The sequence below is a fragment of the Halomonas sp. hl-4 genome, from assembly GCF_900215475.1.
Taxonomy (GTDB): domain Bacteria; phylum Pseudomonadota; class Gammaproteobacteria; order Pseudomonadales; family Halomonadaceae; genus Vreelandella.
In genome coordinates this window covers 3,550,656-3,573,407 of the sequence record NZ_LT907845.1, presented here as the reverse complement: position 1 = coordinate 3,573,407, position 22,752 = coordinate 3,550,656, and the positions used below count along the sequence as shown (strand labels likewise).

General features: G+C 56.9%; 21 protein-coding genes and 5 tRNA genes. 10 read left to right on the top strand and 16 right to left on the bottom strand.

Annotation, left to right across the window (positions count from 1 at the left end; translation table 11 throughout):
• Positions 1-41: 41 nt before the first annotated feature.
• The 6 genes from CPH17_RS16790 to CPH17_RS16765 form a co-directional block, all read right to left on the bottom strand.
• Positions 42-1,229 carry a CaiB/BaiF CoA transferase family protein gene (locus tag CPH17_RS16790; protein ID WP_096300437.1) on the bottom strand — a complete coding sequence of 396 codons (1,188 nt, stop codon included), beginning with the start codon at positions 1,227-1,229 and terminating at the stop codon, positions 42-44.
• A 24-nt stretch (positions 1,230-1,253) separates the two neighbouring features.
• Positions 1,254-2,039, bottom strand: coding sequence for an enoyl-CoA hydratase (locus CPH17_RS16785; protein WP_096300435.1), 786 nt, complete (start codon positions 2,037-2,039; stop codon positions 1,254-1,256).
• Between the two features lie 29 nt (positions 2,040-2,068).
• Positions 2,069-3,349: a TRAP transporter large permease gene (locus CPH17_RS16780; RefSeq protein WP_096300432.1), complete on the bottom strand. Its 1,281-nt coding sequence runs from the start codon at positions 3,347-3,349 to the stop codon at positions 2,069-2,071.
• Complete coding sequence (locus CPH17_RS16775) at positions 3,346-3,810, bottom strand: TRAP transporter small permease (RefSeq protein WP_096300976.1); 465 nt, start codon at positions 3,808-3,810, stop codon at positions 3,346-3,348. Before CPH17_RS16775 ends, CPH17_RS16780 begins: the two co-directional genes overlap by 4 nt.
• A gap of 141 nt (positions 3,811-3,951) precedes the next feature.
• Positions 3,952-4,938 carry a TRAP transporter substrate-binding protein gene (locus CPH17_RS16770; RefSeq protein WP_096300430.1) on the bottom strand — a complete coding sequence of 329 codons (987 nt, stop codon included), beginning with the start codon at positions 4,936-4,938 and terminating at the stop codon, positions 3,952-3,954.
• A gap of 293 nt (positions 4,939-5,231) precedes the next feature.
• Complete coding sequence (locus CPH17_RS16765) at positions 5,232-5,693, bottom strand: GlcG/HbpS family heme-binding protein (RefSeq protein ID WP_096300428.1); 462 nt, start codon at positions 5,691-5,693, stop codon at positions 5,232-5,234.
• 252 nt (positions 5,694-5,945) lie between these two features.
• Here CPH17_RS16765 and CPH17_RS16760 point away from each other — a divergent pair, with 252 nt between their 5' ends.
• Complete coding sequence (locus CPH17_RS16760) at positions 5,946-6,626, top strand: GntR family transcriptional regulator (protein ID WP_096300426.1); 681 nt, start codon at positions 5,946-5,948, stop codon at positions 6,624-6,626.
• An 11-nt stretch (positions 6,627-6,637) separates the two neighbouring features.
• Here CPH17_RS16760 and glcC read toward each other — a convergent pair whose 3' ends face one another.
• Positions 6,638-7,417: a transcriptional regulator GlcC gene (gene glcC, locus CPH17_RS16755; RefSeq protein ID WP_096300424.1), complete on the bottom strand. Its 780-nt coding sequence runs from the start codon at positions 7,415-7,417 to the stop codon at positions 6,638-6,640.
• Positions 7,418-7,607: 190 nt separating this feature from the next.
• Between glcC and glcD the strand changes: the two genes are divergently transcribed.
• The 4 genes from glcD to CPH17_RS16735 all read left to right on the top strand — a co-directional run bounded on the left by glcD (position 7,608) and on the right by CPH17_RS16735 (position 11,964).
• Positions 7,608-9,107, top strand: coding sequence for a glycolate oxidase subunit GlcD (glcD, locus tag CPH17_RS16750; protein ID WP_096300422.1), 1,500 nt, complete (start codon positions 7,608-7,610; stop codon positions 9,105-9,107).
• Positions 9,108-9,140: 33 nt separating this feature from the next.
• Positions 9,141-10,241: a glycolate oxidase subunit GlcE gene (glcE, locus tag CPH17_RS16745; RefSeq protein ID WP_074395359.1), complete on the top strand. Its 1,101-nt coding sequence runs from the start codon at positions 9,141-9,143 to the stop codon at positions 10,239-10,241.
• A 14-nt stretch (positions 10,242-10,255) separates the two neighbouring features.
• The gene (glcF, locus tag CPH17_RS16740; protein WP_074395358.1) at positions 10,256-11,485 is read left to right on the top strand and encodes a glycolate oxidase subunit GlcF; all 1,230 of its coding nucleotides are present in this window, start codon (positions 10,256-10,258) and stop codon (positions 11,483-11,485) included.
• 77 nt (positions 11,486-11,562) lie between these two features.
• Complete coding sequence (locus CPH17_RS16735) at positions 11,563-11,964, top strand: heme-binding protein (protein WP_074395357.1); 402 nt, start codon at positions 11,563-11,565, stop codon at positions 11,962-11,964.
• A 116-nt stretch (positions 11,965-12,080) separates the two neighbouring features.
• Here CPH17_RS16735 and CPH17_RS16730 read toward each other — a convergent pair.
• From CPH17_RS16730 to CPH17_RS16705, 6 genes are all read right to left on the bottom strand, one after another.
• Positions 12,081-12,157, bottom strand: a tRNA-Asp gene (locus CPH17_RS16730).
• Between the two features lie 67 nt (positions 12,158-12,224).
• Positions 12,225-12,300, bottom strand: a tRNA-Val gene (locus CPH17_RS16725).
• Positions 12,301-12,344: 44 nt separating this feature from the next.
• A tRNA-Asp gene (locus CPH17_RS16720) sits at positions 12,345-12,421 on the bottom strand.
• Positions 12,422-12,462: 41 nt separating this feature from the next.
• Positions 12,463-12,539, bottom strand: a tRNA-Asp gene (locus CPH17_RS16715).
• Between the two features lie 63 nt (positions 12,540-12,602).
• Positions 12,603-12,678 (bottom strand) — tRNA-Val (locus tag CPH17_RS16710).
• A 107-nt stretch (positions 12,679-12,785) separates the two neighbouring features.
• Positions 12,786-13,511: an alpha/beta fold hydrolase gene (locus tag CPH17_RS16705; protein WP_231898044.1), complete on the bottom strand. Its 726-nt coding sequence runs from the start codon at positions 13,509-13,511 to the stop codon at positions 12,786-12,788.
• A gap of 133 nt (positions 13,512-13,644) precedes the next feature.
• Here CPH17_RS16705 and hemN point away from each other — a divergent pair, with 133 nt between their 5' ends.
• Entirely contained in the window at positions 13,645-15,063 is a 1,419-nt protein-coding gene (gene hemN, locus CPH17_RS16700) for an oxygen-independent coproporphyrinogen III oxidase (protein WP_096300974.1), read from the top strand.
• 62 nt (positions 15,064-15,125) lie between these two features.
• On the top strand, positions 15,126-15,866 hold the full coding sequence (fnr, locus tag CPH17_RS16695; protein WP_074395355.1) for a fumarate/nitrate reduction transcriptional regulator Fnr: 741 nt from the start codon (positions 15,126-15,128) through the stop codon (positions 15,864-15,866).
• Here the strand turns inward: fnr and ttcA are convergent.
• The 3 genes from ttcA to CPH17_RS16680 all read right to left on the bottom strand — a co-directional run bounded on the left by ttcA (position 15,863) and on the right by CPH17_RS16680 (position 19,331).
• Positions 15,863-16,786 (bottom strand): tRNA 2-thiocytidine(32) synthetase TtcA, encoded by a 924-nt coding sequence (gene ttcA / locus CPH17_RS16690; RefSeq protein ID WP_441316775.1) that lies wholly within the window; start codon positions 16,784-16,786, stop codon positions 15,863-15,865. The two genes, fnr and ttcA, sit on opposite strands and share 4 nt — an antisense overlap.
• A 77-nt stretch (positions 16,787-16,863) precedes the next feature.
• The gene (locus tag CPH17_RS16685) at positions 16,864-17,505 is read right to left on the bottom strand and encodes a DNA polymerase III subunit epsilon (protein ID WP_074395354.1); all 642 of its coding nucleotides are present in this window, start codon (positions 17,503-17,505) and stop codon (positions 16,864-16,866) included.
• Positions 17,502-19,331, bottom strand: a complete 1,830-nt coding sequence (locus tag CPH17_RS16680) for a putative nucleotidyltransferase substrate binding domain-containing protein (protein ID WP_074395353.1) — start codon at positions 19,329-19,331, stop codon at positions 17,502-17,504. The genes CPH17_RS16685 and CPH17_RS16680 overlap by 4 nt, the downstream gene beginning before the upstream one ends.
• Positions 19,332-19,993: 662 nt before the next feature.
• On the opposite strand from CPH17_RS16680, the gene CPH17_RS16675 reads away from it, so the two are divergent.
• From CPH17_RS16675 to CPH17_RS16665, 3 genes are all read left to right on the top strand, one after another.
• Positions 19,994-20,254, top strand: a complete 261-nt coding sequence (locus CPH17_RS16675) for a DUF4212 domain-containing protein (protein WP_074395352.1) — start codon at positions 19,994-19,996, stop codon at positions 20,252-20,254.
• 6 nt (positions 20,255-20,260) lie between these two features.
• Complete coding sequence (locus tag CPH17_RS16670; protein ID WP_074395351.1) at positions 20,261-22,042, top strand: sodium:solute symporter family protein; 1,782 nt, start codon at positions 20,261-20,263, stop codon at positions 22,040-22,042.
• 106 nt (positions 22,043-22,148) lie between these two features.
• A complete protein-coding gene (locus tag CPH17_RS16665) occupies positions 22,149-22,664 on the top strand; it encodes a hypothetical protein (RefSeq protein WP_074395350.1) in 516 nt (171 codons plus the stop codon).
• Positions 22,665-22,752: the final 88 nt, after the last annotated feature.

Genomic DNA, 22,752 nt, shown 5'->3' with positions numbered 1-22,752 from the left:
CCGCAAATTGGATAATGAATTCAATCGTGTCTTTTAAAAAATTACTTGATACAGCCTTCGGACCGCAGCTTTTCCAGTTGATCGGGCGAGACGCCCAGGGTATCGAGCACTTCATCAGTATGCTGTCCGAACAGCGGGGCCGGGCTGCGTATCTGCGAGGGGGTAAGCGAGAACTTGCTTGGAAAGCCGATGGTCTTCATCTTGCCGATCACCGGGTGATCCATTTCCTGCACCATGCCCCGCGCCAGGTAATGCTCGTCCTGCATGGCCTGGGCGAAATTGTTGATCGGACCGGCCGGCACGCCCGCCTTGTCGCAAAGCGCAAGCCAATGATTCATGTCCCGATCAACCATGATTGCTTCCAGTACCGCCTCGAGTTCCTCGACGTGCTGACCACGGTCGGAGTTGGTCAGGAACCGAGGGTCCGCCATCAGGTCCTCGCGCGCGAGCACGTCCTGGCAGAAACGCTCCCAGGTACGCTGGTTGGCGCAGCCCAGCATAATGTAGCCGTCGCTGGCTTTGACCGCCTGATAAGGCGCTGACACGCGATGTCGCCAGCCAGTGGGTTCGGGTAGCGTGCCTTCACCGAAGTAGGCCGCTGCCTCCCAGGCAAACCAGGGCAGGCCACACTCGGTAATGGCGATATCAATATGCTGGCCTTCACCGCTGTTGGCCTTGTGGATATAGGCCGCGAGAATCGAGTACACCGCCGTGATGCCGGCACCGATATCGTAGACGGCAATGCCGGTCTTGAGCGGGCGTCTCCCCTTCTCACCGGTCATCGACATTAACCCGGTCATGCCCTGGGCCACCAGGTCGAAGCCACCGCGATGGCTATAGGGGCCTGACTGGCCGTAGCCGGAAATCGAGCAGTAGATGATCCCCGGATTGATCGCCTTGATGGTGTCGTAGTCGATCTTCAGCGACTTGGTAACGCCGGTGCGGTAGTTCTCGACGATGACATCGGCGTCTTTGGCCAGGCGATAGAAGATCTCTCTGGCCCGCTCATCCTTCAGGTTGAGCGAGATGCTTTTCTTGTTGCGATTGATCTGTGAAAAGCAGGTCGACTCGTCGTTGATGTAGGGACCCATCTGGCGGCTGTCATCACCCCCATTGAGCTTTTCGACCTTAATCACTTCCGCGCCCATATCGGCCAGCACCATGGTGCAATAAGGGCCTGCCATGATTTGTGAGACGTCGAGCACTTTTACGTTCTGTAGTGGCAGCATTGGCTGAATTCCTCTCTGGATGACTTAACGCCCCGTCCACTCGAAAGACGTCTTGTTGACGAACTTGTCGACGGCTGCCTTGAAGTCATCGCTCATATAGCAGGTGGTCACCCAATCGTTACCCGCCTCGAGTGCCGCCCGGCGCTGGGCCTGGACACGCCCCACCAGCGCCTTGCTGGCCTGGAGCGTCAGCGGTGCACGCCTTGAGAATTCATTGGCAATCGCCGTGACCTCGGTGGTAATGGTGTCGGGCGAAAAGACGTTGTTGACCAACCCCGCCTGATAGGCTTCGTCGGCGTTAAACAGCTTCGCCTGCATCAAAACCTCCTTGGTGCGCGCGACACCCACCATATCGATCAACCGCGACACATTGGTGATCGACAGGGTGTTGCCCAGGGTCTTGGCGATTGGCACACCGAATTTCAGCGACGGCGTGCAATAGCGGAAATCGCACGCCATGGCGAGCGCCGCGCCACCGCCCACGCAGAAACCCTCGATCATGGCGATGGTCGGTTTGTTGAGGGTTTCAAGGCCACTCACCACCCGCTCGATGCGCTGCTCGTAATCGAGGGCATCCTGGGGCTTGGTGAAGTGGGCGAACTGGGTGATGTCGGTCCCCGCCACGAAGGCTTCGCCACCGACACCGTGCAGCACCACGGCATGTACGCTGTCGTCCTCGGCCAGCTGCACGCAGCTGGCCTCCAGAGCGTTATACATGTCCCACGTCATGGCATTACGGCTCACGGGCCGGTTGAAACCGAGCCAGGCGAGGTTACCCTCCCGCCGAAAAATCAGCGTCTCGTCGGACATAAGCGTGTCCTCCTAAGCATCAATCGGGCTTACCGGTAAAATAGTTCCACCAGACCCATGGGGAAGATCGGCACGTAGGTCACCAGCATCAGCAGCACAAACAGCAAAGCAACGAACGGAATATTGGCCTTGGACACCTCCCAAATATCCGCCTTAGCCACCGAACAGGCTGTCATCAGCACGCTGGCCACCGGGGGTGTTTGCTGACCAATCGCCAGGTTCAGCGTCACGATCATGCCGAAATGAACCGGGTCGATGCCGACCATCATCACCAACGGCATGACAATAGGCACGGTAAGAATGATCGCCGCCGCCGAGTGCAGGATCATGCCGATCAACAGCAGAAAGATGTTGAGCAATGCAAGCACCGCGTACTTGTTGCTGGTGAAGTCGCCGATCATCGCCGCCAGCATCTGCGGCAGTTGGGCGCGAGTCAGGAAATCCCCGAGCAGCGCCGAGCTTGCCACCAACAGCATGACCACAGCAGTCTGAACACCACCATCGACCATGGCCGCACGCAGCTTCTTCCAGCGCAGCTCGCCGTAGCGGAAACTGATCAACAATGCCGCCAATACCGCCAGCGCAGCGCCTTCGGTCGCGGTCATGAAGCCACCAAAAATGCCACCCAGAATGATCATGGGCAGCAAAAAGGCGAGGCCCGCTGCTTTAAAGGTGGACCATACGCGGCTCAGCTTGAAGGTCTGCTCAACGGGGAAGTTGTAGCGGACCGCGAAGTACCAGGCGAGCACCATCATCAGCAGCCCGCCGACAATGCCCGGTACGATACCGGCAACGAAGAGCTGCACGACCGAGGTATCGGCCATAGCGGCATACAGGATCATCGGGATCGACGGCGGAATGATGATGGCAAGCGATGCCGAAGACGACGTGATGGCCGCAGCAAACGGAGCGGGATACCCTTTGCGCTTCATTTCCGGAATCAAAATGGAGCCAAGCGCCGCCACGTCGGCCACGGCAGACCCGGAGATCTCAGCGAAGAACAGCGAGGTGCCGACATTGACCATGGCCAGGCCGCCACGAACGAAGCCAAGCAGCGCCGAGGCGAAGTCGATCAGCCGCCGGGAGATGCCGCCGGTATTCATAATGGCGCCGGCCAGCACGAACAACGGAATAGCGATCAGTGGGAACTTGGTCGCCCCCTCGAACAGCACTAGCGGGAAGCCGAGTAGGCTGTTGGTGCCTTGCAGCAACAGCATGGCGACAATGGATATCGCCCCCAGGGCGACCGCGATGGGTATATTGATGAAGATCATGGCCAGGCCGGCCAGCAGAATCAAAGCCGTCGTCATTGCAATTCCTCCACAATATCCTGCTCCGAGGGCGGGCTGCGCCCATCCCAGGCTTCACGCAGGATGTCCGGCAGATTAAGCAGCTCGGCGATGACATAGAGCGCCGCGCCAATAGGAATGGTGGACTGAGTAACAGCGGTGGGAATCGGCACGCTGACCATGGTAGAGCCACCGAGAACGCCGATAATGTAGACGCCATAAACAGCCAGCAGCACAAAGAAGGTAATGGTGATGACTTCACCGATCACGACCAGTGCCATGCGAACGGCCCGTGGGCGAGAATAGACGAAACCGGGGACGCTGATGTGCGCACGTTTGAGAGCGGCAAGGGCGGCACCGTAGTAGGTCACCCACGCCAGCATCACGGCAGCGACCTCGTCATACCAGCCCAGGGAATTGCCGGTATAGCGGAAGCTGACACCGAGCAACACCACGACCGTCAATGCAACCACCAGAAACATGGTGATGACCTCGAGCAGCCACTCGAATCCGGATCGAAGTTTCAAAAGGGACATTAAAGCCACTCCGTCGATCAGAGGAAAGGACCGCCCGACAAGGGCGGTCCAGGGGTGGGTTCAGAAAGGTTCAGACTGCAGTGAGGCTCAGTCTTCCTCACCGAGCTCCAACACGCGGTCGACTAAGTCGCCGCCACCTTCCACTTCCTCGTCGAAGCGCTCATAGACCGGGTCACTGGCATCGATGAAGGCCTGCAGGTCAGGTTCGTTGACTTCCATACCGGCCTCTTCCATCTCGCCGAGGAGTTCTTCATCCTGCTTGGCGGCCGTCTCGTAGACGAAGTCTTGAACCTCTTGAGCGGTTTCCTCTAGGACGTCACGCACGTCTTCCGGCAAATCCTCCCAGTGGCTCTTGGACACCACCACGTAGGCAGGCGTGTAGACGTGATTGGTCATGGAGAGGTAATCCTGCACCTCTTGGAACTTCTGGGAAGAGATCTGCACCAGAGGGTTCTCTTGGCCATCCATAGTACCGGTCTGCAGCGCCGTGAAGACTTCTGAAAGCGCCATAGGAGAAGGGTTAGCACCGTATTCCTCGAACATACGCACCCTCCACTTGCCCTCTGGGGTGCGTAGTTTCAAACCGTCCAGGTCTTCGGGCGTCTCAATGGGCCGCTCATTGTTGGTGATCTGGCGGAAGCCATTCTCCCAGACGGCGAGGATCTTGTAGCCTTCCTCCTCCACTAGCGGGTAGAGATCGGGTTCGATGACCTCCTCGATGACGCGCTTCATGTGATCCCGATCCTGAATCAGATAGGGCATCTCGAACAGACCGAATTCGTCTACCACTGAGGACATCACAGTGGAGGGTAGTGTGAAGGTCAGTTGGCCGAGCTTGAGCTTCTGCATCATGGAGCTGTCGCCGCCAAGCTGGCTCGATCCATAGGCTTCCACTTTGTAGTCATCACCCAGCTGTTCGTTGGCCCGCTTGGCGAATTCTTTTACGGACGTATCGAATAGCGAGCCAGGGTTGCCCACGTGGCCGAATTGTAGCTCGGTCTGAGCCATACCGAGCCCTGGCGTAAGGCTCAACGCCAGTGAGGCGGTGACGAATGCTGTCTTGATGTTTTTCATTGGGTACTCCAGTGCTGGCTTGTTGTTGTTGTGCGCGTGTTGCCCAGGTCAGCGCTCCTTTGAGGTTGTTTGGGTAGCGTGGCTGTCGCCTGGGTAGCGCGACGACGAAACGTATCGTCTTCGACCGTCTGGCGAAGCGGCGAAACAAATCGTCATACCCTCAACTTGAATTCAAAATGCATAATTAGGTATTAAACTTTAGTAGAAAAGCCATTGAGTGAAACAAATAATTTATTTCACTCAATGGCTTGGCGAATTCAACTAAATAAAATTAGTAGTATAAAGGAAGGGGATTATTCGGGTTCAAGCCCCCACTTGAGCCCGGCAGCCTCGATACCTGCAATAACGACCTGCTGATCTTCTTCCGACGAAGCGCCACTAGCGCCCATCGCCCCGATAACACAGTCCTGCTCGTCAAGAACAGGGACGCCACCCGCAACCGCGACAAAGCGCCCCTGGGAAGCCGCCGAAACGCTGGACACAAAGGCGGGTCGCTCCGCATTACGAGCCCCAACCACACCACTGGCAACACCAATGCCCAGCGCGGTATACGCTTTACCTTGGGCCACCGGGTGGCGCAGCGGCGCGCAGCCGTCTTCGCGCTCGGCGGCCACAAGATTGCCACCCCCGTCCAGCACCACCAGCGTTAACGGCGGTATATTTAGCGCTCGCGCCTTCATAATGGCGGCATCGATCATCTGACGCGCCTGCTCCCGCGTGAGCTGCACGCTACACTTAAATACCTGACCAGCCATATCGTGCTCCATTTATTTTGAGTGAATGATTGCTAAACTGCCGAAAGAAATGAACTGCCGAAAAATAGAAATAGCAACTGTGTCACTTGACCACAACCAAAGAATATTGAATTCATAATATTTTTTATAGATCATACTCGTTAACGTACTGGCGCAACCCGAACCTCCATAGCCGCATACGGTTCCGGTAATATTGGGTAGCCAAGGGATAGGTAATGCACAATATGCGCCTTCAGGTGAAGAGAAACGAATATGACCAAGATATTGCAACGCAATCTGTATCGTGAAGTGGCCGACCGTATCGGCGATCTTATTGAACACGGGGAACTCGCGCCTGGGGAGCGTATTTCAGAAAAGCAGCTGTGCGAGAAATTTGGGGTATCGCGCACGCCCTTGCGCGAAGCGCTCAAAGTGCTCGCCACCGAAGGGCTAATTGAATTACTGCCTAACCGGGGCGCGCGAGTGGTTCGCTTAACGTTCAAAAAAGTCAAAGATACTTACGACCTGATGGCCGCCTTGGAGGGCCTTTCCGGCGAGCTGGCCTGCCAATACATCAGCGATGCAGAAATCGCCGACATTCGCAGGCTGCATGAAGAGATGCTGACGCATTACCGTAATCGAGAGCTAATGCCCTATTTCGAGGTCAACCGGCAAATACACGAAAGCATTCTGGCGGCATCGCGTAACGACGTGCTTCAAGAGATGTACAGTAACTTAAGCCAGCGGGTGAAACGGGTTCGCTATTCCAAAAAGATGACCCAAACGTTCTGGAGTCAGGCGGTGCAAGACCACGAGAACATGATGGCCGCACTTGAAAAACGCGACGGTCGGTTACTGGGGCAAATTTTACGCGACCACCTGTGCAATAAACTGGAGGTCGCGACCCTGGCCGGTGTGATTGAAGACGACCGCCTGAGCGTGGCGAATTCTTAAGGCGTTAAACGCTACTGCCACTGCTCCAAGCGCATGGCTGAGCGCTCTAGGCGATGATGTTCGGCTTCCAGTTCGCGCAACAACTCACTAATACTGGTTAAATGCTCCAGGGCGATCCGTTTTGCCTGCTCGGCATCTCCACTGACCACGGCATCGTGAAGCTGCACATGTTGTTGATTGATCATTTCGCGTGGGCCGGGGCGGTGATACAAGTGCTTCATTGAGGCAAACACCGAACTTAGCAGTAAGTCGGTCAAGCTCTGCAGCGTATGAACCAATACCGGATTGTGCGAGGCCTGGGATATCGCCAGGTGAAACGCATGGTCCAGCCGCGCCAGTCGCTCAACGTCCAACGCCTCAGGCTGCGCGGCATAGTCGGCCATTTCGCGGTAGCGGCGAGTAATCAGCACTCGGTCCATGGAGGTACCGCGTTTGGCTGCCAAATAAGCCGACTCACCTTCCAGTAACGAGCGGACTTCCAACAAGTCAAACAAGGTACGTGGGTGGTCGCGAAACAGGTGCATCAGCGGGCTTTGCGGGTCTACCGGCAACAGCGAGGCCACCGTGGAACCATGCCCTTGCCGGGTATCGATGATGGCTTTGCTACGCAGGATTCTTAATCCCTCGCGCAGCGATGCGCGGGAAACGCCCAAACGATCACACAACCGCCGCTCCGAGGGCAGCAACTGCCCTGGCCGAAAAACGCCTTCTAAAATCAGCTCTTCCAACCTGGCGGCCACATGCTCGGGGGTGCGTCGGCCCATTGGTATTTCATCATTGCTAAATGCCATGCAGCCTCCTATGGGTAGTGTTGACTTTGCTAGCGCTTGACTGACTATCGACCAATTACTGGTCCGACCATTGCACCACAACCTAGACAGACGCACAAAAAAAGCTCAGATTGAGCCAAATGCCTAAGCACCGTGGCTATCACTTTATTAAGTGAAAAAGGCACAAAACTAAACCGCTAGGGATGTCCTTATGAATATCCTCTTTGATGAGCGCCTCGACGGCGAACTGGTTCGCCGCGACAAATCCGAGGTGTTGACCGACCTACAGCAATCGGTCCCATCGCTAACCTTACTGCATCGCGAAGAGGACCTGCGCCCGTTTGAATGCGATGGCCTTGCGGCTTACCGCATTCTGCCGATGCTGGTCGCCCTGCCGGAAACCCTTGAACAGGTTGAGGGCCTGCTGAAACGCTGCCATGCGCTAAGCGTCCCCGTGGTCACTCGCGGCGCTGGCACCGGGCTATCCGGTGGCGCACTCCCCCTGGAACGGGGCGTTTTGCTGGTCATGTCGCGCTTCAATCAAATTCTCAAGGTCGACCCGGAAGCACGCCTGGCCCGGGTTCAGCCTGGTGTACGCAACCTGGCCATTTCCGAAGCTGCCGCGCCCTTCGGGCTTTACTACGCGCCGGACCCGTCGTCGCAGATCGCCTGTTCGATCGGCGGCAATGTGGCCGAGAACGCCGGCGGCGTGCACTGTCTGAAATACGGTCTGACGGTTCACAACGTGATGCGCGTCGACATACTGACCATCGAGGGCGAACGCATGACGCTGGGCTCAGAAGCGCTGGACGCCCCAGGCTTTGATCTGCTCGCGCTGATGAACGGCTCCGAAGGCATGCTCGGGGTGGTCACCGAGATCACCGTCAAACTGTTGCCCAAGCCGGAAACCGCCAAGGTGCTGATGGCAAGCTTCGATGACGTTGAAAAAGCTGGCCGCGCGGTGGGCGATATCATTGCCGCGGGCATTATTCCGGGCGGCCTGGAAATGATGGACAAACTGGCCATCAAGGCCGCCGAGGATTTCGTCAAGGCAGGCTACCCGTTGGACGCCGAGGCCATTCTGCTGTGCGAACTCGACGGCGTCGAAGCCGACGTGGACGACGACTGCGACACCGTGCGCCAGGTGCTGACCGCCGCTGGGGCCACCGATATTCAACTGGCCCGCGATGAGGTCGAACGCGCCAAGTTCTGGGCGGGCCGCAAAAACGCCTTCCCGGCAGTTGGGCGCATGTCACCCGACTATTACTGCATGGACGGCACGATTCCGCGCCGTGAGCTACCCCGCGTGCTCAAGGGCATTGCCGCCCTGTCCGCAGAAAGCGGCTTGCTGGTGGCCAACGTATTCCACGCCGGCGACGGCAATATGCACCCGTTGATCCTGTTCGATGCCAACAAGGAAGGCGAGCTGGCGCTGGCGGAAGACGTCGGCGGCAAGATCCTCGAGCTGTGCGTCGCCGCCGGCGGGTCGATTACCGGCGAACACGGCGTGGGCCGGGAAAAGATCAACCAGATGTGCAGCCAGTTCCAGCCCGACGAACTGACCGTTTTCCATGCCCTGAAAGCGGCGTTTGATCCGCAGCGGCTGCTCAATCCGGGCAAGAACATTCCGACGCTGGCGCGCTGCGCCGAGTTCGGTGCAATGCACGTGCACAATAACGAGCTACCGCATCCTGAACTGCCGCGTTTCTGATGCGCCAGGCAAAGACCCTGACTAGGAAAGACCATGACTAACACCGTGACTCACACTGCGAATGGCGACATCGCCGAGGCGCTGTGCGACCAGGTCCGCGAGGCCCATGCCTCCCGTACTCCGCTGCGGATTGTCGGCGGCGACACCCGTGCCTTTTACGGCCGTCCGGTGGAAGGCCAAACGCTCAATCTTGCCGACCATAGCGGCATTGTCGATTACGATCCCGTCGAGTTGGTGGTCACCGTTCGCGCTGGCACCCGGTTAAGCACGCTAGACGCCGAGTTAGCCAATAACCACCAAATGCTCGCCTTTGAGCCTCCCGCGTTCGGTGACGCCAGCACCATCGGCGGTGCCGTCGCCACCGGGCTTTCAGGTCCACGCCGTCCATGGGCCGGTGCCGCCCGCGACTTCGTGCTCGGCACGCGGATTATTACCCAAGAAGGCAAACTGTTGCGCTTTGGTGGCGAGGTAATGAAAAACGTCGCCGGCTACGACCTCTCGCGCATGATGGCAGGCGCGCAGGGTACGCTTGGGGTACTGGCGGATATCTCTTTCAAGGTACTGCCATTGCCCAGCGCCAGCCACAGCTTACGCTTGTCCATGGGCATCGACGATGCACTCAAGAAGCTTGCCGAACTGGGACGTCAACCGCTGCCAATCACTGCCGCAGCATGGCACCAGAATGAACTGTTTATTCGTCTGGAAGGCGGCAATAGCTCAGTAAAAGCCACCCGCGAGCGCTTGGGGGGTGACGATCTTGATGCCAGCTTCTGGCAACAGTTACGCGACCATCAGCACGCGTTTTTCACTCTGAGTGAAGGCCAGGCACTATGGCGGCTGTCACTGCCGCCCAACACGCCGCCACTAACGCTGAATATTCCAGACAGTGATGTGTTCTACGACTGGGCAGGCAGCCAACGCTGGGTAAAAACCTCGCTGGATGCCGATACGCTGCGCGACGCCTGCCGCACCGCCGGTGGCCACGCCACCTGCTATACCCCCTATACTCAGGGCGGCGCGCAAAGCCCCTTTACACCGTTGCCAAGCGTGGTGGAAAAATACCACCGCAACTTGAAAGCGGAATTGGACGGCCACGGTATTTTTAACCCTGGACGTCTCTATGCGGCGTTTTAATCAGGAGAGCTGACATGCAGACGCACTTTACCGATGCCGACCTTGAAAAGCCGCATATCCAGGAAGCCGAACGCGTTTTGCGCACCTGTGTGCACTGCGGCTTTTGTAACGCCACTTGCCCCACCTATCAGTTGCTGGGCGATGAGCGGGACGGCCCCCGAGGGCGCATCTATTTAATGAAGGAGTTGCTTGAGAGTCGTGATGACGACGATCAGGTCACCGAAGAAACCCGCCTGCACCTGGACCGCTGCCTCACCTGCCTTAACTGTGAGACCACCTGCCCGTCAGGTGTGGAATATCACAAGCTGCTCAACATTGGCCGGGCCGAAATCGAACGCCGCGTACCCCGCCCAGCGGCCGAGCGTGCGCAGCGTTATGCGTTACGCAAAATGCTGGTCGACCCCAAGCGTTTCAAGGCGCTACTGGCGCTGGGACAAACCTTCAAGCCACTGGTGCCGGGCAAGCTGCGCAGCAAAATGCCCGGCGCGCCGGTCGATGCGGGCCAGCGGCCCAGCGCCCAGCACAGCCGTCAGGTACTCATGCTGGAAGGCTGTGTACAGCCGGGGTTATCACCCAACACTAATGCTGCCACCGCACGCATATTGGACCGTTTGGGCATCAGCGTAACGACGGTATCAGAGGTTGGTTGCTGCGGTGCGATTGATTTCCACCTCAACGCCCAGGAAGACGGACGTGCCCGCATGCGCGCCAATATCGACGCCTGGTGGCCCCACGTTGAACAAGGCGCAGAGGCCATCGTGCAAACCGCCAGCGGCTGCGGCGCCTTCGTCAAAGAGTATGGCGAAATGCTCAAGGATGACCCTGACTATGCCGACAAGGCCGAGAAAATCAGCGCCCTGGCAAAGGACATCGTCGAAGTGCTGCGCGACGAACCACTGGAAGCATTGGATGTTCAGGCCAGCCAGCGGCTGGCGTTTCACTGCCCCTGCACATTGCAGCACGCTCAAAAGCTCAACGGCGCGGTAGAAGGCGTGCTGACCAAGCTTGGCTTCGCGCTGACCCCGGTGCAGGACGCGCACCTCTGCTGTGGCTCGGCGGGCACCTACTCGATCACCCAACCTGAACTGGCGACCCAACTGCGCGACAATAAACTCAACGCGCTGGAAGCGGGCAATCCGGAAATGATTGTCACGGCCAACATCGGCTGCCAAACCCATTTAGCCGGTGCGAACCGAACGCCGGTTCGCCACTGGGTAGAAATCGTCGACGCTGCGCTACACTGAAGACCCATTAAGCTGCCACTGCCAACACGCTGTCGGTAGTGGCGTTTTAAATTGTAAAACTGACCAAAGGACACGCTATGCAAACCAAAGCGATTTTATCCCAATCGGACGTTATTCGCGTGCTTGATGCCGCTCAAAAAGAAGCTGACAGCAATGGCTGGGCGGTGACCATTGCCGTCGCCGACGATGGCGGCCACCTGCTGGCGCTACGTCGCCTGGACGGTGCGGCACCTTTTAGCGCCGACGTTGCCACCCAAAAAGCACGCAGCGCGGCTGTCGGCCGCAAAGAAACCCAGGTTTTTGAAGAGATGATCAACGGTGGTCGTACGGCATTTGTTTCTGCGCCGCTTCAGGGGCTGCTTTCAGGCGGTGTACCGATTATCGTCGATGGCCATGTGGTTGGCTCGGTGGGCATTTCTGGTGTCAAACCGGACCAGGACGTTCAAGTCGCCAAAGCTGGCGTCAGCGCGATTGGCTGAACATAAACATGTAAACGCCGCGCAAACGAAAAACCCCGGATCGATGATCCGGGGTTTTTTTAAATTCGTTCGGTATAACACCGATAATGATCACTGCTGAAATGTAGACTGCATAATGGCGGACCGGACGAGACTCGAACTCGCGACCTCCGGCGTGACAGGCCGGCATTCTAACCAACTGAACTACCGGTCCGCTGTAGTGTACTTACATCTAGCAGGGTCTTGCGTTTTGACCATTTGAGCACGTCGAGTATTTCAAATGGTGGGTGGTACTGGGTTCGAACCAGTGACCCCCAGCTTGTAAGGCTGGTGCTCTCCCAACTGAGCTAACCACCCAGGTTATTGGCATCGCCAATATTTGCTATGTTACGTGTTTATCGTGGCGGACCGGACGAGACTCGAACTCGCGACCTCCGGCGTGACAGGCCGGCATTCTAACCAACTGAACTACCGGTCCACATACGACAAAACATGGAAAACAGGCGGGTAATGCAACGATGGCGGACCGGACGAGACTCGAACTCGCGACCTCCGGCGTGACAGGCCGGCATTCTAACCAACTGAACTACCGGTCCGCTGTATTGCACTATTAACGCTAGGTGCTTTCCTTACTGCGACGTTTCCAGGCCATCATACGATGGTGGGTGGTACTGGGTTCGAACCAGTGACCCCCAGCTTGTAAGGCTGGTGCTCTCCCAACTGAGCTAACCACCCGCTGGTCACGTGGCGCTGCATTCTACAGTAGACGCGAAGGAAGTCAACACACTACGTTCAAATACTGTGCTTCCACAGACGGCTTTAAACGCACCCTTCCAAACGCCTCACTGCAGCGATTGAGCGCGCACGAAGGATGCCCCATGAGCGGCGGCTTCGTCAATCAAAATCGTCTGATTTACCCCCGAGGCACGGCGGGGTTTAAAGTCGTGATCGCCATCGGTAAGCCACATCACCTGGGTGTTATGCGGCAGCGCGTAGCTCGATACCTCTGCGTGATTGCCCAGAGGATCACGCTCGCCCTGAAGTATCAGTGAAGGCACCTGCACGTCTGACCAATGCGCCAGGCGCAGTTTGTCGGGTGCTTTTGGCGGATGAAACGGATAACCGGCGATCACTAGCCCCGGGCAAGCTTGCTGACTGGCCAACATGCTTGCCGCGCGGCCACCCATCGACTTGCCGCCGAGCCAAAGCGGCTTAGCCGTTAGCGGGGCAAGGCCGTCATACCAACGCGCCAACTCCGCCACCGTGCGATCAATGGCGGGCGGAGGGCGGCGCTTTCCCGTGGCCTGCATTTGCTGCATATAGCCAAGATCAAACGTAATCACCTGCAACCCATGCTGCGCTAACGCACTGGCAAACTGCTGCATAAAAGCGGATCGGTGCCCGGCGCCAGCGCCATGGGCCAACAGCAGGCAGCCGTGACTGGCCTGTCCATAAAGCCTGAGCGGCCCCATCCCCTCAAGCCAAAAACAGCCGCTGACCTGCTTGGCGACCACCTCCGCCAGCGTCTGCTTATCGATGCTTGTTTCCTGCGGCCAGTGGGTTTCCACAACGCGGCCCTCCGGGCTGTTTGACTGAATGCGCCAACATCCACCTGGCGCTGCTTTTCTTGACGTAGCTCAACACGGGGTTGCCTGGCAGCCGCTACCCTTGCGTCAAGCCTTTGACCTGGAGCATGGCCCCATGCCTACCACCGTGAATGATGATGCTTCTGATAGCACCTTGACCACTTCAACGTGGAGCGACGCATTACTCCAGCGCTACGCAATAAGCGGCCCCCGCTATACGTCTTACCCCACCGCCCTGTCCTTTGACGAGGCGTTTACGGCCGACGATTTTACCTCTGCCCTGGCACGCAGCAACGACGCTCAACGAGCGCTATCGCTGTATGTACATATTCCGTTCTGCCGGAAGATCTGTTTCTACTGTGCCTGTAACAAGATCGCCACTAAGAACACCGCACTTGCCGAACCCTATCTGGCAAGGCTCGACCGTGAAATGGCGCTGGCAGCGCAGCCTCTCGACACCCGGCGACCGGTGAGGCAGCTGCACTGGGGTGGCGGCACACCAACCTTTTTAACGCTTGACCAGATGAGCGAATTGATTGACCGCCTGGATGCCCGCTTCGGTCTGTCCAGCGACCCCGAGCGCGACTACGCCATTGAAATCGACCCGCGCGAAGCCGATGTGTTAACCCTGCGTCATCTGCAATCGCTGGGCTTTAACCGGCTGAGCCTGGGCGTGCAGGACTTTGATCCTCAGGTACAGCGAGCGATTAACCGTGACCAGCCACGGGTACTCACCGAAACGCTGATGGACGAAGCCCAGCGACTGGGCTTCCGCTCGCTCAACCTGGACCTTATCTACGGTCTACCACTGCAAACGGCGAACAGTTTTGCACAGACGCTTCGCCAGGTCATAGAACTGAACCCGGCGCGCCTGTCGGTGTTCAACTATGCCCACCTTCCGGAGCGTTTTCCGCCCCAGCGGCGCATTCGCCAGCAGGACCTGCCCGACGCCGACGAGAAACTGGCCATGCTGCGCGTCACCATCGAGATGCTCACCGATGCCGGTTATGTGCATATCGGCATGGATCATTTTGCCCGACCGGACGACAGCCTGGTTCTTGCCCAGCAAAACGGCACGCTGCAGCGCAACTTCCAGGGCTATTCCAGCCACGCCCAGTGCGATCTGATTGGCTTTGGTGTATCAGCCATTTCACGCCTTGACGATTGTTATGCGCAAAACAACAGCCAGCTCAATCTTTACCAGTCAGCCATTGATCAAGGGCAGCTAGCCACACAGCGTGGCGTATGCCTGAGTCGCGACGACCTGATTCGCCGCGATGCCATTGAGCGCTTGATGTGTGACATGCAGTTGGATTTGGCGGCGCTCGGCAAGCGCTGGCAGATTGATGCCCACCAGTATTTCCGCCTAGCGCTTAGTTCTCTCGACCAGGCAAAGCGCGATGGACTAGTGGATATACAGGGCAACAAGCTGCGCGTTTCCCCTTTAGGGCGATTGCTAATTCGCCATTTAGCCATGGCGTTTGATGCTCGCCTGGCTAATCAGAGCGAACAGCGCTATTCAAAAATAGTTTGACGGTTGCTGCCCATATGCTCCAGCTTACATAATGAAGCCATGCGCCACTGACGGAGACTCTCATGCTGGAACCAATGCTCCAACGGCGTGCCATCCTACATGAGGCACGCTGTCAAACCTGCAGCTTAAGCTCGCTGTGCCTGCCATTAGCGCTCGAACTGGAAGATATAGACCAGTTTGATGCGATTATTCGGCGACGCGCCCCGCTCAAAAAAGGCGAGCAGCTTTTTCGCCAGGGGGAGCCGTTTACCAGCGTATATGCCGTGCGTTCAGGCAGCTTAAAACAGGTCACCAGCGAAGGCGGTGGCTTTGAACAGCTGACCAACTTCTATCTGCCAAGTGAACTGGTAGGCTTAGATGCTATCGATGAACCCCATTACCCCGGCAGCGTGGTCGCGCTGGAAACCACCACGGTATGCGAGATTCCGTTTGACCAACTGGATCATTTGTCTGAAAAGCTGCCCGAGCTACGCGGCCAGCTATACCGCAGCATGAGCAAAGAACTGCGTAATGACCGGCGAATGATGCGGCTGCTGTCCCGCAAAACCGCCGACCAGCGCCTGGCAAGCTTTCTGATCACGCTTTCCGACCGTTTTCGCCGCCGGGGCTACTCGCCCTACAGTTTTCGACTCTCGATGCCCAGAGCGGATATCGGCAACTATCTCGGGCTCGCTGTGGAAACCGTCAGCCGGATTGTAAGCCGCTTCCAATCTCAGGAAGTGGTGGACGTGTCAGGCCGCGAGGTACGCATTCTTGATATAGCGAGACTGCAGCAGCTTGCCGAAGAAGACGCCGCTCCCTAGCCAACAGTGAGCGCCTGAATGCGCCCCGCCATTAACTCAGCCTGTTTGGCTTCTAGCCCGGCGAAGTCAAACAGATCGCGGTCCGCAAGCTGCGAGGGCGCAACATTGGTGACGGCTTTAAACATACTTTCCAATCGGCCGGGATGTTTTTTATCCCAATCCGCCAGCATATCTTTCACTACTTGACGCTGTAGGTTGGGCTGCGAGCCACAAAGGTTGCAAGGGATAATAGGGAACGCCATTTGCTGGGCGTACTCAACGATATCCGCCTCTTTGCAGTACGCCAGCGGTCGGATAACGATGTTCTTGCCGTCGTCAGAAAGCAATTTGGGCGGCATTGATTTTAGCGTGCCACCGAAGAACATATTTAAAAACAGCGTTTCAAGAATGTCTTCCCGATGGTGGCCCAGGGCAATCTTAGTGGCGCCAATCTCTTCGGCAAAGCCGTACAGCGAACCGCGGCGCAAGCGCGAACATAGCGCGCAAGTGGTTTTGCCTTCCGGGGTTTTCTCTTTCACCACCGAATAGGTATCACGCTCCAGAATGTGGTATTCCACCCCGCGTTGCTCGAGATAGGTCGGCAACACATGCTCAGGAAAGCCCGGCTGTTTCTGGTCCATGTTGACGGCCACCAGCGAGAAGTTCACCGGCGCATTGCGCTGCAGGCTGAGCAGCATCTCCAGCATTGTATAACTGTCTTTGCCGCCGCTCAGGCAGACCATAACGCGATCGCCCTCATCGATCATGCGATAGTCAATGATCGCATTGCCCACTTCGCGGCGAAGACGCTTTTGTAGCTTATTGAACTCGCGTTTTTGTTTGGCTGCGTGGGATTCAGAAGCGACAGCCGCTTCGGGGAAGCCGGGTGCCGCATTAGGGGTCGCCAACGCTGGGTCAAAATGATCAAGGTGATGTTGCATGGTATAAGCACTGCCGATGGTAAAAGAAGCAACCGCTATTCTAGCAACTCCCAGCGCCAGCGCCCAACTGCTTGCCACTACAGGGCAGCATCCACCTCCGTACGCTGCAAGCGAAGATACAGCAGCGCGCTGGCGGTGGCATCTTCAAGCGCCCGCTGAGGCGCCTGGCTGGGCACTTGCCAACAGTTTAGCGCTCTGGCTAGCTCATCTTCTTGCTCAGCCTGGGGGTGTAAGCGGCGCAGATGGCGCTGGTGCAGCTTGGTGACATCCACCCGTGCATTGGGCAGGCCAAACCCTAGATGGCGGCGTAGCGCCTGCTCGAGCGGCGCGAGGCGCTGCTCAAGCTGCCAGCCGACGATCGGCCGGTTGCCGATAAACTCGACTAGCGAACGCAGGCTTTCAACATCGAGCGGTAGCGTGGTCTCCACGTTGTACAGCAACTGATGACGGCGCTCGGCGGCGTCGCTTCCTCGCGCGCCTTCGCTCAGCGCTGCAACCCATGCGCGACTGGTCAGGATTTGGTGATGACGCAGCGTTACCGCCGCGATGCTCATTACCCCATGGTGGGCAAAACACGAAAGCGCCACCAGTTCATTTCCTAGGTAAGGTTGGAAAAGCCACGCATAGGGAGAAGCTGCATAGCGGCGGCGCTCGCTTCCCCGGCGCAGCAGGCCGCCAAGCCAACCAAAGGGGGCATCTAAATAGTGTCGACTGATCACGAATACTCCAGGTGATAACGATGCGAGAGACGCTGTTTGAAATCTTTAACGATGTGCAGCGCTTCGCGAAGCAAATCACGCTCCAACGACGATAACTCCTGCACGACGACCCGGTTGGAGCGCTCCGGTTGGTTAACGGATGATCCGTCGGCGATATCATTGAGCTGCTGCTTAAGCCGCAACTCGGTAAACAGCGCTAAGGCTTCGCCTAGGTCGTCAGCAAAGCGCCGGTTGAGACGCCCGTCCTCGGCCAGCGCATCCAACCGGCCAAACGTCGAGGTGTCGTGAATACGCCGCTCAAGCGCCATGGTGCGAACGCCGTGAACGATGGGAAAAATACCGCCTTTTTTTATATCGATGCCGTGCTGGGGCTTCTTAAGCGAACCAAACAGCGTCAAGGGAGTAGAAAAACGCAGCGCAGTGCGGGCGAAATACGACAGCAGCAACTCGTCCCGGGAGCAACGCTCGAACAGCTCCTCACGGACGCTTTCCAGCAGGCTCGGGTTGCCCGCCACGCCGTGGGCGTCGAGCATGATCGCCAGCTTCATCAGGCTATCGCCGTCACGTGCGCTGGCCCAGCGCGCAATGCGCCCTTTCCATTCGCTTACCGTGGCCACCCAATCCGGGTTCGACACCATGATATTGCCCGGACAAGGCGGGTAACCCAGCTCAATAAGGGTGGCCGTGAGGCGCTGCATGTCATCCCCAACAGCGGGCCACTCAGCGTCGTCGGCCAGAATCAAGCCGTTATCCTGGTCGGTTTTGAGAATCTGCTCGCCGCGCCCCTCACTGCCCATGACCATCATGCAGCTGTGCTGCTGATGTGACGCATCAATAGTGAATTCCCAAGCCTTGCTCATGATGCGGCCATTCAAGGCTGCCAACAGATCCATGGCAAAACGTAGCTTCACCCCCTGCGCCATCAAGGCGTTGACCAGCTCCGGCGTACGGTGACTAGCTGCGGCCAGCGCCGACAAATCACCGGCCTGCTCCACCTGAAGGCTGACCACATAGCTGCGGCTTGAGAAATAGCTAAGTACGTCGGTCAGTTCGACCACACCAACGGCCTGGGCATTGTCCATCACCACGACCCGCGTCACCTTATGGCGCGTCATACTGACCAGCGCTTCAAATAAGTATTGGTCGGGCGTCGCCGTTACCAGAGTATATTGGGCGATATCAACAAGCGGTGTGGTTACGGGATGCTCCCCCAGCACAATGGCGTTTAGCAGGTCGGTTTTAGTCACCATGCCCAGTTGACTGGATGCATCAACCAGCAAGCTGTCAGCATGACTATCATTGAGCGTGCGCACGGCGGTGGCGACATCCGCATCGGCGGGCAGTAACAAGGGCGCGCGCATGCACTCACTGACGCGGGCCAGCATGAACCCTGCCATCGTCACGCCGCCTTCGGCGCGCTTTTCTGTTAACAGGCGTGCTTTATGAGCCAACGACTGGCGAAAGAATTGACTAAATTCGGGATACTCATGGCACAGTGTCTTGAATAGCGCTTTGGGCATCAGATAACACAAGCATTCCTGTTCCGCTTGAAACCGGTAGCGGCTTTTGCCGTTCAATATGCTAATGGCACCAAATAAATCGCCTGCAGTGTAATGCCCAATGCGCGATACTGATGACGGTAAGGTGGGGTCTAGTTCGGCAACTTCCCCCTTATGGATCACATACACGTATTCGCCCGCTTGGCCTGTCTCGACAATGATGTCGTGACGCTCAAAATAGGCAAGGTCCATGCCGCGACGCACGTGCTCCTTCCCCTCGGCATCCAGCAGCGAAAACGGTGGCTGGGAAAGGTCGACATCTACCATGAGCATGACCTCGTTATTATGATGCGGTGTAAGCGAACCTCGTTGACCTGAGGATGGTTGTCCAAGGCGTGTTAGTTAATAATGTCAAGCAGTCTAACGTTTAAGGCATCATTCGCCATTGGGTTAAAAACTGGCGTTAAGGAAATTCATTACCCGACTACTACTTTGGGTTATTGCGCTAATGTCTAACTACCTTTATTCACTTCGGTGTTGTGAAAAAGGCAAAACATGTCGCCACTTTTTGAATTATTAAAAACATGTCTAGGCCAGTTTCTGAACATAGCAAACATTGCCGTATCCCCCCCACCTAGACCATCGTCCCATGGCGCTAAGTAAAACTTATATGAATACACTAAAAGTCCATAAAAAAGCTCATTTTCAACTGATTGGCTACTTTTTGCTCACCACCAAAGTTTATTGATACCAAAGTCTGGGATTTATTTTTTCGCATTTATTGCCCACTATTGTCAGTGAGTCATGCAGGGTAATCGCACGTCATTGCACCACTCGAAATCCACCTTTTGCCAGGTGACGTGTTAACTAACAGCTGATTCATGACATCACTATAGCGAGTGGTTCCAAAAACGTGCGATTGATCTGATGGTTCAACCGCTATTTCGAGTGAACTTTCCAACCTAAAAACACAAGTGGAGAGCAACACAATGGCAGACGACAAATCCAATGCTGCTGAATACTGGAAAGCCAACGTCCGTACCATTATTGGATGTTTGGTAGTCTGGGCATTCGTTTCTTACGGCTGCGCTATTCTATTCCGCCCGCTACTTGCCTCTATTCCAGTCGGTGGTACCGACCTGGGCTTTTGGTTTGCTCAGCAAGGGTCAATTCTCACCTTCATCGTCTTGATCTTTTTCTACGCGTGGAAAATGAACAAGCTTGATGAAAAATTTGGCCTTGGGGAGTAAGCCGGTATGAGCCAATTTGCAATCAACCTACTTTTCGTGGGTGCCTCCTTTGCCTTGTATATAGGCATCGCGATCTGGGCACGCGCGGGATCGACGAAAGACTTCTACGTCGCCGGGGGTGGTGTTCACCCGATCACCAACGGGATGGCTACCGCTGCCGACTGGATGTCAGCGGCATCGTTCATCTCAATGGCTGGCCTGCTGGCGTCGGGCGGTTACGCCAACTCCACCTTCCTGATGGGCTGGACCGGGGGTTACGTTATCCTCGCCATGCTGCTTGCCCCTTACCTGCGTAAGTTCGGCAAGTTCACGGTACCCGACTTCATTGGCGACCGTTTCTACAGCAACACGGCCCGTCTTGTGGCGGTTATCTGTCTGATAGTGGCCTCGGTGACCTACGTTATCGGTCAAATGACCGGTGCGGGCGTGGCGTTCTCGCGCTTCCTGGAAGTGCCTAACACCGCTGGCATCTGGATCGCGGCCTTTATCGTCTTCCTGTACGCCGTTTTCGGCGGCATGAAGGGCATCACCTATACCCAGGTGGCGCAGTACATCGTACTGATCATTGCCTACACCATCCCGGCGGTATTCATCGCCATGCAGCTCACCGGCAACCCCATTCCCATGTTCGGCATGTTCAGTACGCATACCGAATCGGGCGTACCGTTGCTCACCAAGCTCGATGACGTAGTCAGTGCACTGGGCTTCCAGGACTATACCGCCGACGTCGACAACAAGCTCAACATGGTGCTGTTCACCCTGTCGCTGATGGTCGGTACTGCGGGTCTGCCCCACGTTATCATTCGCTTCTTCACCGTGCCGAAAGTGGCGGATGCTCGCTGGTCAGCCGGCTGGGCGCTGGTGTTCATTGCCCTGCTGTACCTCACCGCACCGGCGGTTGGGTCCATGGCGCGCCTGAACCTGATGACCACGGTCTATCCAGAGATGGCCGGTCAAACGGAAAACTACGCCGACGCCTCCGAAGAAGCCCTGCGCTACGAAGATCGTCCGGAATGGTTCCGCACCTGGGAAGACACCGGTCTGCTGACGTTTGAAGACAAGAACGAAGATGGCCGCATCCAGTTCTACAACGACGATTCAGACTTTGAAGATCGTGGTTGGGAAGGCAACGAACTGGACGTCAACAACGACATCATGGTGTTGGCGAACCCCGAAATTGCCAACTTACCCGGCTGGGTCATTGGCTTGATTGCAGCAGGCGGTATCGCCGCGGCGCTATCCACGGCGGCGGGTCTGTTGCTTGCGATTTCGTCCGCGATCAGTCACGACTTGATCAAGACCATGATCAACCCCAAGATATCCGAGAAAGGCGAGATGTTGGCGGCGCGAATCTCCATGGCCGGGGCGATATTACTTGCCACGTATCTGGGGCTTAACCCACCCGGGTTTGCGGCGCAAACCGTGGCGTTGGCTTTCGGTATCGCCGGTGCGTCGCTGTTCCCCGCGCTGATGATGGGTATCTTCTCCAAGAAGATGAACAACTCAGGCGCTGTCGCCGGCATGCTCAGCGGTCTGATCTGTACCCTGCTGTACATCTTCACCTACTTGGGCTGGTTCTTCGTCCCCGGCACAAATATGCTGGCCAACGAACCTGCAGAATGGATATTCGGGGTTTCACCGCTGTCCTTCGGTGCGATAGGCGCGATGATCAACTTCGCCGTGGCCTTTGCGGTCTGCAGCGTGACCAAAGCACCGCCGCAGGAGATCCAGGAACTGGTCGAAAGCGTTCGCTACCCGAAAGGTGCTGGCGTTGCCGTCGACCACTAAGTCATAATCTTTCCCTAACCTGCTGACCCAAGTGTCACAGGCTTTGGAACCGACCCGCCATCGGGCTTCCTCCGGGAGGCCCGATGGCTTTTTAGAAGGACGTATTATGATTTGGCATTTGATTGCCGCCGTATTTGCTGGCTTGGCGGCGGCAGGGATTGGTCTATTACTGCGTACGTTGAGTGGCAAGCGACTGCCTAAATGGATCGTGCCGGTCTTCGGCGGGCTGGGTATGCTCAGCTATCAAATCTATGTCGAGTATTCTTGGTTTGAACATAAGCAACAACAGCTTCCTGAAACCGCCGAGGTTATTTCCAGCGACACTAGCCAACAGGTCTGGCGACCCTGGACCTTTATGTTTCCTATGACCACCGAGTTCAGCGTGGTGGATAGCGAGAATATCAAACTCGGCACCAGCGGCGATGACCGTCTGGCGCAATTTATTCTCTACCAGTTTGAACGCCATTATACCGATGTCGTCACCCATCAGCCGTATTTGCTCAACTGCGATAGCCGTGAACTGGTTCCCCTTGAGCCAGAAACCCGCGAGCCGCAAGTCGACCAAATGCGCACACTACGTGACACCTCACCACTGCTTAACAATGTTTGCGACGGCGTGTAAGCCTTCGCATTTCACGCCTGACGCCCCATCTCATTTCGCCTAGAATGGGGCGCTGGACGAGTAGCCCATAGCGGCTTGATCGATAGGC